Consider the following 13,938-nt stretch of genomic DNA (forward strand, 5'->3'; position numbering starts at 1 on the left):
AGAACTACTTGAAGATTATGTCCGATATGCCAATAGAACCCAGAATGAAAACTGCTTCCGTATCACGCTCGGCCACCATTCGGTCTGGCTCGACCTTCTGGTTGGGTTCGGAATTGCCTTCATGAATCTTGACGCTGTCCAGAAAATCTGGATTGCCGCCCGCACCGAACATCATCGTGTCAAGGCCGAAAACCGAAAGCATCGTTGCCCGATCCAAATGATTTATACTCCCTGCCCAGTGGCTTCGGGCGTGTCTTGCTACGGCCAACCTAAGCGCCTGTATTCTTGCTGGTTATTTCCCATAACGATCACCCCACTCTCGGCTCCAAGTGATAGCGGGGGACTGCGCGGACTATGTCCGTTATGCGAAAGGCGAGCCAACCCACTTTTATGTCCGACATGAGGCGACTGCCGCCTGTCTGCTTTGTTTTTTCTGAGTCGACAGACGGTCAATTATGTCGAGTAAAAACCCATTCATGAACGCGTCTCTCATCCGGACAGCACAGGCCTGATCCCTCCATGTGCACAGCAGATCCACACTGAAGAAGTGGAGGCGTCTGGACTGTGAGCGTGCCTCCAAAGGAACGTCCGCTAACATGACTAAGCTGAAGGCCTTTCTGGGCCGATAACCGAACATGTCTCAAGTACATCCCCTCAATCGCTGCCTCGGGCAAACCTAACCCAACGCCGGCTGTCTTGGCATTTATCGCAGTCAGATCTGTTATGGTCACATCATGAATATGCGGGGTCGTTGATGTTACTGGAGCAACGGGATCGGTCATCGAGACAGTCTGCTGCACGAGGCCGGGTTGCGGATCGTGAGATGATCGATCCTGATCTGGCTGGACTCCCTGACAACGACCATCCACATTGGAGAATTGGTCGCCGTAATACCTGAGATCCGTCCATGCTGCACATGCGAAAACTCAATCAGCCAAGGACGTGGCAGACCAAAACGTTACTGACATTGCCACTGCACGATCGCGCATATCGTCTCTATCCGCGCTTCGGTGGTGCGGCTTCCCCAGGTTCACGAGAGGGCAAAGCAGGGGCTCATCACACCGCTGATCGAGATTTTTCGTGCAAATGGGACCTGCGCCTATGTGGGAGATGGGAGCAATTTCTGGCCTGCAGCGCATGTGCTCGACGTTGCCCGTCCTTATAGGCTGGCCATCGAGAAGAGGGCGACGGGTGCTGCGTGCGGCGATCCGGAGTGGTGTGGAGCGCGCGGTGATGACATCGTCTGTGGCGGCCGTAAGCCGAAGGGTCGGTAGCCCGGACTGCGAATGCGACGAGACGGTGTGGACCGATCCGGATCCCTCTGGTGTGGACGCCTATACACGCTCATATCCGGATCAGACGATCAATGTAGTCTTCCTCCACCTCTTGCTGGCGCTATTTACCCAGCCCATATTCCTGCCGTCGTCCGACACTGCTTAACAGACACGGAGGATTCCAAAATGCATTTTTCTCGTATGTTTCAGGCTGGCGTCTTTGTTGCTACACTGGCCTGCGGCGCGGCTGCCCTGCCTGCGCAGGCTCAGGATACGTTGCGCGTCGTTGATGCACGGGGACACCAGGTCGGTATCCTGGTCCCGGTCCAGGGCATCGCAACGACAGCGGCAATGCCTGATATCGACATCATGTTCGAGGCCGTTGATCGCATGATGGCACGCAATATGGCTCTCATGGAGGCGGTCGATCGGACATTGGGCTCGCGGCTGGACGGCGTCCTGCGCGCCGTTCCAGCTGTTGGTCATGACCTCCCGAAACAGAGCATGTCCTGGCAGCGTTTCGAGGCGGTCAGCACCGGTGGACCCACCGCCTGTACGCAGACGATCACGATCACATCAAACGGTCAGGCGGCGCCAATCGTTCATGTGTCACGCACCGGAAGCAAGTCCTGTGCGACGCTCCCCGCGCCGACGGCAGTTGACAATCCCGGAGGTCAAAAGACTGTTTCCACGGCTCTGACGCCCGCCGTCGAGACGCGGATGGAAGTCCCGACAAACGGACGCGCTGGAAGCGCTCTCTAAAACAGGTGGTGGCCGGAAAACCCCGGGCCACCATCATAGAAGGAAAATATATTGATTTTCTGTGATCATCGCCATGATGTTTAACGAATATCAACAAAACCCCTGTAATTTCCGTCCGCAACACCGCCACAAAAAATAAATACAAATATAAATAATAAAATTATCCATGAAAAAGGATCTGCATTTCGTGTCCCCTTGACGAGGCAAGCATCTCTTCCAATCTTGCTTTCGCTGGAAGCCATCGGGTCCGGCATAGGCTCTGTGAGCCAGACAACTGAAGTCCATGTTGCTTTAATCGGAGGATGTGGATGTCGACACTGAAAGGACTTTATTCCCGCTATCGCCGCTCCTTGCGTACAGCCGCCCGGAGATGGCGCAACCGACTGGAGGGAGGCGTATCATGGTAACGCGCCCCCTTTTCGGAGACGATCCGCTCGCTCCGCGTGTCCTCTCCGTGCTCCGCCGCCTCGGTCATGACGGACGTGGCGTGACGCTGACGTCTCTGGTGGCCCATACCGGTATACCGGGGATCAGACTTCGCTCCACGCTGGAACGCCAGGTCCAGGCGGGCGCGGTCGCCCCTGCCGGGTGTGATCCCCTGGCTTCTGATCTCGCGTTCCGTCTCCCCATGCGGGCAAGAGCCGTACCGCCAGTTCCGGTCGCGGCGTAAGGCACTGACCGCGCCGGGTAGATCAGAAACGCCTTCTCCGAGCGGAAGCGCCATCTTTTCTGGAACGACCGCACGAATGAGAGGGTGGAGCGGGGCCTTCCATCGGAGGCCCCGCGTCTCTGAAGGTGAGGTCGAAAGCAGAGAGAACAGGGAGATGTCGAGTTTTATCCATTTTCTCAACCTGAAGGCACTTCAGCACTATTGGAATAACCATCCCCCGGTGCCCCGTTCACTTGGGACGAGGAGGCCAGTTTGGTCGCATTCCGCCGGAGAGACCGAGCGAGCGGAACAGACGGCCAAGCAACCTCGGCGCCTTCGGCAGAGGGAGAGACCACACCTCGCTGTCGGTCTCGTCCTCATGCTGCTGGTCGGAATGGCCTCGCAGGCATCGGCTCATGCGCCGCATGATGTGCTGTCGTGCGAGACAGAAAAGCAGCCGGTGAATATTCCATCCATGCCACTGGCCCGCGCCATCGAGATATTAGGCCGCCAGTCAGGGTGCCCGGTCCTTGTCGACCCGATCCTTATAGACGGTCGGACCTCCGCAGCCGTCAAGGGCGCCTATACGCCTCAGGCCGCTCTCCTGCATCTGTTCGGGTCCGTGCATGTCGACGTCACCGCCACTGTTTCGGGCTTGAGCGTCAGCCCTCTGGATGCGACGGCTCTGACCTCGGGCGACACGCGCGCCAGCCTGAGGACTGCATCATGACTCTTCACACGGACAGGCCGAACAGAATTATGTCGCTTCCGACCGTTCGGATCGGTACAGAGCTGGCGGTCCTGCTGGCCGACTATCTCGGCGACCAGGAAAAAAACCAGGGATATGACGGCCTCATGCGTCGGGCGGCCGACCACCGGATTAACGATCGGGTTTCTCGCTGGAGAACCGCGTCAGACCCGGAAGCGACGACCGTCGCCGTGGTCCGAAAACTCCTGCCTGTCGCCGACCGCACGCACATGGCCAAGGCCTTGGGCTGGTCGTTGGGAGACCTCGAAAACCAGCTGACATCGATCTTGCCAAAGGCCGTGCGAGACCATGCCAGAACATTGTCCTGTCGCCTGCCACGCTGGCAGCGGCTTTGAACCGGATGTGCGCCGGAAGGGCCACGACGTAGGAACTATAACTCAATTCATAGATGGGAAAACGGCTATGGAAGACCTCTCCATGAAACGTTCCTGGCAGAGCAGGGACTGGTCCCGCTTCATCAAGCTGTTCAGGGGCCTGACATTCTACGAGCGTTTTGAACAGGCGATCATTCTGACCCTGATTGCGCTCATCATGCTGGTCACCGCCATCGCGACGATTCATCTGATCGGCGCGGTATGGCATCTGGTCGTCGATGTCGGAATCGATCCGATCAACCAGACGATCTTCCAGGCGATTTTTGGCGCGATCTTTACTGTTATCATCGCTCTTGAGTTCAAACACTCCCTGCTGGTCGTTCTTGCCCAGCATGAGAACGTCATCCGGGTGCGGACCATCGTCCTGATCGCCCTCCTGGCGATTGCCCGCAAATTCATCCTGCTGGATCTGCATGATGTGACTGCCATGGAACTGTTCGCTCTCTCGGCGGCTGTTCTGGCGCTGGGCATCGTCTACTGGCTGGTCCGCGAGCAGGATGCGCGTGTCGCGCGCGATGCCAGGGAACAGGCGCATCTCGAAGATAATCCTGCGGCCCGCTGTGAGCCTGAAGGGTCTTCATCCTGAAGAATCGAGGTAAAGGCGGTCTATAACGCCGCCTTTACTCAATCCCCACTACGTCCCGTGCGATGAGGACGTCTTCTCCGGCGTCTCTGGCCCTGACGGTGCCAGATGATCTGTGTCGATGGGCCGGAACGGCGGAATGGGTTGTCCGGGATAATAGACCGGCCCCTTGTAGTTCTGATCCAACTGGCTTGCGTTCAAGCTGTCGACCAGCATATCACCCGTGCCGTCTTCGTAATGAGTGCGAGCCCCAGTTTTGGGGATTGTGGACGTTCCCTCAGTCGCCCTCGCATCGAACGATGTTGCAGTCGTCCGGACAATATCACCAGCATGTGCGCCCGACTGGCTCAGTAGAGACAAGCCCAGAGCAGCGCACGACAGAGATATTTTCATCCTCTTCATGCTCATGACCTTTCGAGATTCTCCCCCGGCCGGATGAATGGCCGGGGGAGAGTTTTCGTCACGCCATCAGGCTGCCTCTTTCCGCGCCTCAATCTGGGGCACGGCTTCCTCCGCACGTGCTGTAGAGGACGTAATCGCGATACGACGCGGCTTCATCGCTTCGGGTATCTCACGTTTCAGAGTAATGGACAGAAGTCCGTTCTCGAAGTGCGCATCGGTGACTTTCATATGCTCGGCCAGATCGAAGCGGCGTTCGAATTCTCTGCCCGCAATACCCCGATGGAGATATTCGGCGGCGCTTTGCGGCTCCGGCGCCTTTCGTCCTGTCACGACAAGAGTATTGCGCTCCTGTGTGATCGTAAGGTCGGCCTCGGCAAGTCCGGCAACCGCCATGTCGATCCGGTAATCATCCTCACCGGTCTTGACGATATCGTAAGGCGGCCAGTTATCGACCGCTGGAATCCGGCTGGCGAGATCAAGGGCGTTGAGCATTCTGTCAAAGCCCACGCTCGAACGGAACAGGGGAGCAAAATCAACGGTGGCTCTCATAGCCATATCCTCCTTTGAGCAACATGGACACAAGATCAAAACTGATAGTTCTGTCTGCCGACCCCTTTGGCGGCCGGCAGATTCAATCTGGGCACTCCGTGCATGGTGTCAAGAGGTATCAAAAATGCAGAAAGGCAGGTTTGGGCGTCCTCAATCGTTCGCGTGTTCAGAGTGGACCAGAACAATGCCTGATAGCATCGGATGGAAGTTGCTAGCCGCGGCATTCGCCGCGACCATGCTGAGTGCCGCTCCGGCGGAGGTCTGGCCGTGGATTTATGCTGGACCACCAATTGTCGTTCCACCACCAGTCGTGGTCGCGCCGCTAGCTGTCAGTTGGGGTGGGCGGTCTCCTTCAGAAGGTTTATCAACCGCCGGTATGGCACATCAATGCCGCAAGGAGGCCTTCCACCCCATCTGACATGTCTTGTTCTATGATACGTTCTCAGAAGGGGCTGCTTTTATGCAGCCGAGCGGAGAATGCACTCGGGTGGGAGGAAACTCCATCAGCTCATGGTGATTGCGGACTGTCCGCTTAGGAGCTTGGCGAATGGGGGCTTGTATGTCCGGGATGAGGCGTAAGCCGACATTACGACGACGGAGACTGAGCTGAGATGAGCTCCACGTCACAAATCCAGATTGGCAACTCGCACCAGTCTGGTTCATTGTTTACCCGATGCGGCCATTCCATTCACCCAACGACGGCGACCTCCCCCTGTCGCATGCCCTCATACTGAAGGCCGCGCTGCTGACGATCGGCTATATCGAGGAACACGGCCCGATCGGCCTCACGCCCAGCAAGGCGCTGAAACGCTATTTTGTCGCATGAGCCGCCGAGGCATTTGACTGGCCCGGCTATACGGTTGAAGAGCTCTATGCCGTCAATAAAGTCCTCAATGAACATGATTTCCCGCCGCTGGTGATCCTGCATGAGGTTCTGCTCAGTGCGAAGCTCGCAAGGCATTTCAAGGGAACCCTGCGGCTGACCGACCTGGCGAGAAAGCTCAAATCGGAGCCAGCCCGGCTCTGGATGCTGTTGACGACTCATCTTCTCTTTGTCATCGACCACAGTCCATACACCCGAAGCGAAGAGCCACTGCTCGGCAACTGGGACATCTTTCTCAACGTCATTAATATCGAAGCTCAGGTTGCCGTCACCGAAGAGCGGCTGTGTTCGGTTCTCTACGGGGGCGAGGAAGATGATATCCGTCGCCGGGATTTCAAGCTGACCGCCAGTCTTTACGTCCATGTCCTGCGACCGCTGTGCTGGGCAGGACTGCTCAACGAGCACCGAACAGGCTCCGGCTTCAGCAGACCGGATTTCTATACCAAAACGCCTTTATGGCCAGTAGCCCTCAGCCTTGAAACGGACCGTCACCTGCAACCGGTGACCCATCACTAACGACTGCCGGCTTCCACTCCGGCGCGATATCGCTCCAATACAAAAGGCGGCTCCCGGAGACCGGAAGCCGCCCATGATATTCATCGACAGATCTCACTCGGCTGCGACCGCATCATGACTATCGGTCATACGCGCCGCCCCTTCTTCCCTTTCAGTTCGCTCCGGCACGTTCGCCGTCCGCAGAGCCTCGGGCAGCCAGCCGGCGCCCTCAAGCAGCCTTTCGGCCGCCTGCGCCATGTCGTTCTTTTTCAGATGTGCAATACGCTCGGCTGCCTCACTTCCCCGCGCCTCGCGCACGGCTTCGAGAATACGGGCCTTGGTGACGCGGCCCAGATAGTTCTCCACCGTCGGCTGCCAGCCCGCTTCGACCAGATCAAGCGTAAGCGCAGTGGCGAGGCGGTCGGCTCGCGCCAGCCGTTCCCTGACGCTGCGTGCCAGAGACGGGCCATGGGACGATTCATGCAACGCGTTGATCCCGAAAGACAGGCAATGCGCCAGCAGGGCCAGACGGCTGGTGTCATCCAGTCCGTCGATCCAGCGCCACAACGCGTCCTCATCCTCCGGCAGATCGTGCTTCCAACCTTCGTTGCGCTGGCGCAGCGCATGAGCCGGCAGGCTGCCCGGCATGTCGGGGGAATGCACCGGCAGAGAGATTTCCCGAACATAGGCTTCCAGGCAGTCCGCGCCCGAGACCTGCCAGTACAGGTCGCGCATCAGCGTGTGGAGCAGTTCCGTCAGCGCGATATGCGGATTGCCGGCAAACGCATCGCGCAGGGCCAGCGTGCGCCAGGCCGTCAGTTCGGTCAGCAGGCGGTCGGAAAGCGGCTTGAGTCCGTCTTCTTCTTCGGGCTCGGTATCGAAGGTATCTTCCATCCCAATTCCTTCGACATCGTCACCCGTGCCGTGATGAACGACCGTGTCATCATATCCCTCGGACTCATCGTGACCATCCTCGGGCTCCACCGGCATATCCTCGGGCAGAACGAAGCCCCGTTCGACCAGCAACGTGCCGTCGGTATCGAGACTGACAAAGACGCCGGCTCGCTGCATGTCCACCGGATCGAAGGACACAGGGCGTTCTTCCAGCGCCTCAATGGCCTGCTCGATCTCGCCCAGGCGGATATCAACGTCTTCGGGGAATTCATCGGCCTGCGCGTATTCCGCCTCGATCGTTTCCTGCTCGCTGTGCAGCGCGGTCAGGCGGGCGGCTTCTTCTTCCAAGAGCACCACTGGCACACCGTCGATCTCCGCTAAGTGCCGTGTGTGCCCCCAGGGGAAGGATAGCGCCGTCTCGACCCATTTCCAGCCTTCGGCACGGACCTGTTCGGCCGCCTCCTGCAGCTTTTCCATCACCAACTGATCGAGCAGGGTCGGATCCTGCAGCCAGCCGCCGTCGTCTGCCTCGAACAGGTCACGCATGACGGGACCGCCGGCGGCAAGATAGACGTCCAGCCCGACAAAGCGCACCCGGCGATCTGACGCCCGCACGGTTTTCTCCGTCAGCATGCGGCGGATCAGATAGGGTTCGCGATTGTGGCTCTGGGCAATAATCTCCCAGACCTGTTCCTGACGGGTGTGGTCATCGCTGATCGAAAAGGCCATGAGCTGGTCGAGCTTCATGCCATCCTGCTCGTAGATCTCGCGCAGTTTGTCGGACACGGTCATCAGGCGCAGACGCTGTTTGACCACGGTGGGCACGACGAAGAACGCGGCCGCGATTTCTTCCTCGGACATGCCCTTCTCCAGCATGTCACGGAAAGCCCGAAACTGGTCCAGCGGATGCAGGGCCACGCGCTGGACGTTTTCGGCCAGGGAATCATCCTCGGCGAGAATGGCCGATCCTGCCTCACGCACGACACAAGGCACCGGGGCGGTTTTCGCCAGTTTCTTCTGCTTCACCAACAGTTCGAGGGCGCGGAACCGGCGCCCTCCAGCAGGCACCTCGTAGGCACCGGTTTCCGCCCCCTCACCATTCAGGACGGGACGGACGTTCAGGCTCTGCAGCAGGCCGCGGCGTTCGATGTCGCGGGCCAGTTCCTCGATCGACAGACCGGACTTCACACGCCGCACATTGGACTGCGACAGCACCAGCTTGTTGAAAGGAATATCACGGGACGCATTGAGGGCGATTTTCTGGATGGCGCTCGCCATGGCAGGACACTCCGTAACGGACGGGCGGAAGCCTCTCTCCCACCCCTGAATCCGTCACGAAAAACCCCACGTCCCTCTTCCTCTCTCCCGGCCCCACGAGAGGTCAAACCGCATCCACGGAATGGCACGGACACGACTTTACGGAAGCTACATCTGCTCCAGTCGATCTGCGAGTCGACACGCGTCACGATAAAATACGACCATTATAGTCGTTCAATCACTGATTTGTGATAGTGCCGACCATGATAGCCGCGAATGTTCGCGCGTATCCCCAAGCCCTCTCTGCACGGCGCATCTCCCTGTTTCCACGTATTTTTCTGTTCACGCCTATCCCGTCCGACCTCCACAGTGCTGTCAGAACCACTCACAGGTCCATGCAGAAAGGACGGGAAGATGGCACGCCAACGCGATACGATAGCGGGCAAGGTGCGGCTCGTTCTCGACGCCCCGGAGGCCAACGTGACACCATTACGCAATGGAGCCGATCCTCGGCTGGTCAGTCTGGTCCGGCTTCTGGCCCGTCAGGCCGCACGGGATTTCGTCAACGCTGAAGTGGAGGCCGCGAGGCGACGCGATCTCCAGGATTAAGGAGATGGGATTGTGAAAGTCGCGCTCTACGCCCGCTACTCATCCGACAACCAGCGCGATGCGTCGATCGAGGATCAGTTGCGCCTCTGCCGGCTTCATGCGGAGAAACAGGGCTGGACGATCATCGACAGCTACACCGACCGTGCCATCTCCGGTGCTTCCCTGCTCCGCCCAGGTATTCAGGAACTGATCCAGGACGCTACGCGCGGCCGCTTCACGATCATCGTGGCCGAAGCCATGGACCGGCTGTCGCGCGACCAGGAAGATATCGCCGGCCTGTTCAAACGGATGACGTTCGCTGGCGTGCGGATCATCACCCTCTCCGAGGGCGACGTTACCCACCTGCATATCGGCCTCAAGGGCACCATGAATGCCCTGTTCCTCAAGGATCTGGCCGAGAAGGTTCGGCGGGGGCTGCGCGGGCGTATTGAGGACGGCAAGTCCGGCGGCGGCAATTCCTATGGCTATGATGTCGTGCGCCAGTTCGATGCGAAAGGCGAGCGCATCCGGGGCGACCGGACCATCAACGAGGAGGAGGCCCGCACAGTCAGACGGATCTTCACCGATTACACACGGGGAAAGTCGTCCCGCACGATCGCCATGGAATTGAACCGGGACGGCGTTCCGGGTCCGCAGGGACGTGATTGGGGACCGTCCACCATTCACGGCAATCGGGAACGCGGCACCGGTATCCTCAACAACGAGATGTATGTCGGGCGCCTGGTCTGGAACCGGCTGCGTTATCTGAAGGATCCGGATAGCGGCAAGCGCGTCTCACGCCTCAATCCTGAATCCGAATGGGTGATCCAGGAGGTGCCGGAATTACGGATCGTCGAACAGGATCTGTGGGATGCCGTAAAGGCCCGCCAGGCCGAAACGACGTTCAGCCAGCCGGCACGGGGAAACGAGGCCCTCAGCGCGCAACGGCGTCCCCGCCATCTCTTTGCCGGGCTGATCCGCTGCGGCTGGTGTGGTGGTGGTTACAGCATGATCTCAAAAGATCTGCTCGGCTGCTCGACAGCACGCAACAAGGGCACCTGCGACAATCGGCTCAACATCCGTCGCGACGCCCTCGAAGCATCAGTGCTGAGCGGGCTGCGCACGCATCTGATGGAACCGGACCTGTTCAAGGAGTTCTGCAACGAGTTCACCCGCGAGGTGAACCGACTGCGCATGGAACTGGGTGCCGATCTCGCAGCAATGCGGAATGAAATTCCCCGCATCGACAGAGAACTGGATAAGCTTCTGAATCTTATCCTTGCCTCAGATGACATTGAGGCATCCAAGCGGGTCATGAAAAAAATGACGACGCTCGAAGCCCGCAAGGAGGAACTGGAACAGAAAGTCGCCAATACCGAGGAGCCGCCTCCCCTTCTCCATCCGAACATGGCGGAGATCTACCAGCAGCGGATCACGTCTCTTTATGAGAGCCTTCAGGCCGAAGAGACGAAGACCGAGGCTGCCGAGCGCCTGCGCACACTGGTCTCGCAGATCACGCTCCAGCCGACCGACGGCGAACTGACGATCATCCTGCGCGGCGACCTAGCGGCGATCCTGCAGTTCGCGGCGCACAAGAAAAACGCCACGGTCCATCCGGACAGTGGCGTTCTCGATGCGTTCGTATCGCAAGTATCGTTGGTTGCGGGGATAGGATTTGAACCTATGACCTTCAGGTTATGAGCCTGACGAGCTACCGGGCTGCTCCACCCCGCGGTTGTGGGGGAGACTGGAAGACCTGGCGGCGACCGACTTTCCCGTGCCTTAAGGCACAGTATCATGGGCGCTGGGGGTTTTCACGGCCGAGTTCGGGATGGGATCGGGTGGATCATTCCCCGCCATGGCCACCAGGTCATCCAGTCTCCCCGGTATGGGGTTGGACTGGAAGTGGATGGGTTGGTGTGTATGATTTTGTGTTGAGAGTGGATGACTGCTGTGCATGTGTGTTGCCCTTTTAAGGGGCCTTGGAATGAGCCTATTGGGCGATTAGGACCAGTCAGCTGCACGCATTACTGCGCTTCCACACCTGGCCTATTGACGTGATGGTCTATCACGGCCCTTGGGGAGACCTTGTTTTGAGGTGGGTTTCCCGCTTAGATGCTTTCAGCGGTTATCCCGTCCACACTTAGCTACCCGGCTGTGCCGCTGGCGCGACAACCGGTGCACCAGAGGTATGTTCATCCCGGTCCTCTCGTACTAGGGACAAATCCTCTCAAGTCTCCAACACCCACGGCAGATAGGGACCGAACTGTCTCACGACGTTCTAAACCCAGCTCACGTACCACTTTAATCGGCGAACAGCCGAACCCTTGGGACCTGCTCCAGCCCCAGGATGTGATGAGCCGACATCGAGGTGCCAAACCTCCCCGTCGATGTGGACTCTTGGGGGAGATCAGCCTGTTATCCCTAGAGTACCTTTTATCCGTTGAGCGATGGCCCTTCCACGCGGGACCACCGGATCACTATGGCCGACTTTCGTCTCTGATCGAGCTGTCACTCTCACAGTCAGGCGGGCTTATGCCATTGCACTCGACAGCCGGTTTCCGACCGGCCTGAGCCCACCATCGCGCGCCTCCGTTACACTTTGGGAGGCGACCGCCCCAGTCAAACTGCCCACCATGCAGGGTCCCGGACCTGGCTAACAGGCCTCGGTTAGACATCAGAAACAGTCAGGGTGGTATTTCAAGGATGGCTCCACCGGAACTGGCGCCCCGGTTTCAAAGCCTCCCACCTATCCTACACAGAATGTCTCTGATGCCACTGCAAAGCTGCAGTAAAGGTTCATAGGGTCTTTCCGTCTGACCGCGGGTACCCCGCATCTTCACGGGGAATTCAATTTCGCTGAGCCGATGCTGGAGACAGCGGGGAAGTCGTTACGCCATTCGTGCAGGTCGGAACTTACCCGACAAGGAATTTCGCTACCTTAGGACCGTTATAGTTACGGCCGCCGTTTACCGGGGCTTCAATTCGGTGCTTGCACACCTCCTCTTAACCTTCCGGCACCGGGCAGGCGTCAGGCCGTATACGTCGTCTCTCGACTTCGCACAGCCCTGTGTTTTTACTAAACAGTCGCTACCCCCTGGTCTGTGCCACCCGCCGATGGTTGCCCACTGACGGGTCTTGCTTATCCCGAAGTTACGCAAGTAATTTGCCTAGTTCCTTCAGCATCGTTCTCTCAAGCGCCTTGGTATTCTCTACCAGTCCACCTGTGTCGGTTTCGGGTACGGTCTATATGCCAGAGCTATTTCCTGGAATACTCCAAAAGCCGGATCAATCCGATAAGACCCGACAACATATTGTATTCGTCACTTCTGGCAGGCCCGGGAATATTTGCCCGGTTTCCATCGACTACGGCTTTCGCCCTCGCCTTAGGGGCCGGCTCACCCTGCGCGGATTAACCTTGCGCAGGAACCCTTGGACTTTCGGCGACAGTGTTTCTCGCACTGTTTGTCGCTACTCATGTCAGCATTCGCACTTCCGATATCTCCAGAGAGGGTCACCCCGTCTCCTTCACAGACCTACGGAACGCTCCGCTACCGCGCATTCATAGAATGCACCCACAGCTTCGGCACGTGGCTTGAGCCCCGTTACATTTTCGGCGCAAGGTTTCTATTAGACCAGTGAGCTATTACGCTTTCTTTAAAGGATGGCTGCTTCTAAGCCAACCTCCTGGTTGTTTTGGAATCCTCACATCCTTTCCCACTTAGCCACGATTTGGGGGCCTTAGCTGGTGGTCTGGGCTGTTTCCCTCTCGACAATGGACCTTAGCACCCACTGTCTGTCTGCCGAGCTCATACTTCCGGGTATTCGGAGTTTGGTTAGGTTTGGTAAGGCTTTGGGCCCCCCTAGCCCATCCAGTGCTCTACCCCCGGGGTAATACTCGACGGTCTACCTCAATAGATTTCGCGGAGAACCAGCTATTTCCGAGTTTGATTGGCCTTTCACCCCTAGCCACAGCTCATCCCCGACTTTTTCAACAGGCGTGGGTTCGGCCCTCCAGTGCGTGTTACCGCACCTTCAGCCTGGCCATGGCTAGATCACTCGGTTTCGGGTCTTCTGCCAGCAACTCGTCGCCCTGTTCAGACTCGCTTTCGCTGCGCCTACACCTAACGGCTTAAGCTTGCTGCAAACAGAAACTCGCTGACCCATTATACAAAAGGTACGCCGTCACCCCATAAGAGGCTCCGACTGCTTGTAGGCATTCGGTTTCAGGTCTATTTCACTCCCCTCGTCGGGGTGCTTTTCACCTTTCCCTCACGGTACTTGTTCACTATCGGTCACCAGGGAGTATTTAGGCTTGGAGGGTGGTCCCCCCATGTTCAGACAGGATTTCACGTGTCCCGCCCTACTCAAGGACTGTTCCTGACACTACGCATACGGGGCTATCACCCGCTCTGGCCGGACTTTCCATTCCGTTCTGCTTCTTCAAAAACAGCCACTG

10 protein-coding genes, 1 tRNA gene, 2 rRNA genes and 1 pseudogene (1 of these 14 cut by a window edge) are annotated in these 13,938 nt (G+C 58.3%); 8 read left to right on the forward strand and 6 right to left on the reverse strand.

Features of this window, described 5'->3' with window-relative positions:
- Positions 1 to 4: 4 nt before the first annotated feature.
- Complete coding sequence (locus tag FMA36_RS01355) at positions 5 to 217, reverse strand: hypothetical protein (protein WP_003618805.1); 213 nt, start codon at positions 215 to 217, stop codon at positions 5 to 7.
- Positions 218 to 1,460: 1,243 nt separating this feature from the next.
- Between FMA36_RS01355 and FMA36_RS01360 the strand changes: the two genes are divergently transcribed.
- The 5 genes from FMA36_RS01360 (at position 1,461) to FMA36_RS01380 (ending at position 4,414) form a co-directional block, all read left to right on the forward strand.
- A complete protein-coding gene (locus tag FMA36_RS01360; RefSeq protein ID WP_048858932.1) occupies positions 1,461 to 2,036 on the forward strand; it encodes a hypothetical protein in 576 nt (191 codons plus the stop codon).
- Between the two features lie 400 nt (positions 2,037 to 2,436).
- Entirely contained in the window at positions 2,437 to 2,706 is a 270-nt protein-coding gene (locus tag FMA36_RS01365; RefSeq protein WP_048858935.1) for a hypothetical protein, read from the forward strand.
- Positions 2,707 to 3,064: 358 nt separating this feature from the next.
- A complete protein-coding gene (locus FMA36_RS19400; protein ID WP_225578690.1) occupies positions 3,065 to 3,415 on the forward strand; it encodes a hypothetical protein in 351 nt (116 codons plus the stop codon).
- A 29-nt stretch (positions 3,416 to 3,444) separates the two neighbouring features.
- A complete protein-coding gene (locus FMA36_RS01375; protein ID WP_225578691.1) occupies positions 3,445 to 3,789 on the forward strand; it encodes a hypothetical protein in 345 nt (114 codons plus the stop codon).
- Positions 3,790 to 3,856: 67 nt separating this feature from the next.
- Complete coding sequence (locus FMA36_RS01380) at positions 3,857 to 4,414, forward strand: phosphate-starvation-inducible PsiE family protein (RefSeq protein ID WP_003618818.1); 558 nt, start codon at positions 3,857 to 3,859, stop codon at positions 4,412 to 4,414.
- A 465-nt stretch (positions 4,415 to 4,879) separates the two neighbouring features.
- Here the strand turns inward: FMA36_RS01380 and FMA36_RS01385 are convergent, their stop codons facing one another.
- Positions 4,880 to 5,362 carry an Hsp20 family protein gene (locus FMA36_RS01385; protein WP_003618820.1) on the reverse strand — a complete coding sequence of 161 codons (483 nt, stop codon included), beginning with the start codon at positions 5,360 to 5,362 and terminating at the stop codon, positions 4,880 to 4,882.
- Positions 5,363 to 6,035: 673 nt separating this feature from the next.
- On the opposite strand from FMA36_RS01385, the pseudogene FMA36_RS01390 reads away from it, so the two are divergent.
- Positions 6,036 to 6,761 (forward strand): annotated as a pseudogene (locus FMA36_RS01390) (hypothetical protein).
- A 93-nt stretch (positions 6,762 to 6,854) separates the two neighbouring features.
- On the opposite strand, the gene FMA36_RS01395 reads toward FMA36_RS01390, so the two are convergent.
- On the reverse strand, positions 6,855 to 8,912 hold the full coding sequence (locus FMA36_RS01395) for a ParB/RepB/Spo0J family partition protein (protein WP_048846583.1): 2,058 nt from the start codon (positions 8,910 to 8,912) through the stop codon (positions 6,855 to 6,857).
- Positions 8,913 to 9,305: 393 nt separating this feature from the next.
- Between FMA36_RS01395 and FMA36_RS01400 the strand changes: the two genes are divergently transcribed.
- Both FMA36_RS01400 and FMA36_RS01405 read left to right on the forward strand, forming a co-directional pair.
- Positions 9,306 to 9,500, forward strand: coding sequence for a hypothetical protein (locus FMA36_RS01400; protein ID WP_048846582.1), 195 nt, complete (start codon positions 9,306 to 9,308; stop codon positions 9,498 to 9,500).
- Positions 9,501 to 9,512: 12 nt separating this feature from the next.
- The gene (locus FMA36_RS01405; protein ID WP_159263471.1) at positions 9,513 to 11,180 is read left to right on the forward strand and encodes a recombinase family protein; all 1,668 of its coding nucleotides are present in this window, start codon (positions 9,513 to 9,515) and stop codon (positions 11,178 to 11,180) included.
- On the opposite strand, the gene FMA36_RS01410 is transcribed toward FMA36_RS01405, so the two are convergent.
- From FMA36_RS01410 to FMA36_RS01420, 3 genes are all read right to left on the reverse strand, one after another.
- Positions 11,137 to 11,213: transfer RNA gene (locus FMA36_RS01410), tRNA-Met, on the reverse strand. The two genes, FMA36_RS01405 and FMA36_RS01410, sit on opposite strands and share 44 nt — an antisense overlap.
- A gap of 20 nt (positions 11,214 to 11,233) precedes the next feature.
- Positions 11,234 to 11,349: ribosomal RNA gene (gene rrf, locus FMA36_RS01415) — 5S ribosomal RNA — on the reverse strand.
- Between the two features lie 114 nt (positions 11,350 to 11,463).
- Positions 11,464 to 13,938: ribosomal RNA gene (locus FMA36_RS01420) — 23S ribosomal RNA — on the reverse strand (it continues 263 nt past the right edge of the window).

This window comes from Komagataeibacter xylinus, from assembly GCF_009834365.1.
In the GTDB taxonomy this organism is placed as follows: domain Bacteria; phylum Pseudomonadota; class Alphaproteobacteria; order Acetobacterales; family Acetobacteraceae; genus Komagataeibacter; species Komagataeibacter xylinus_D.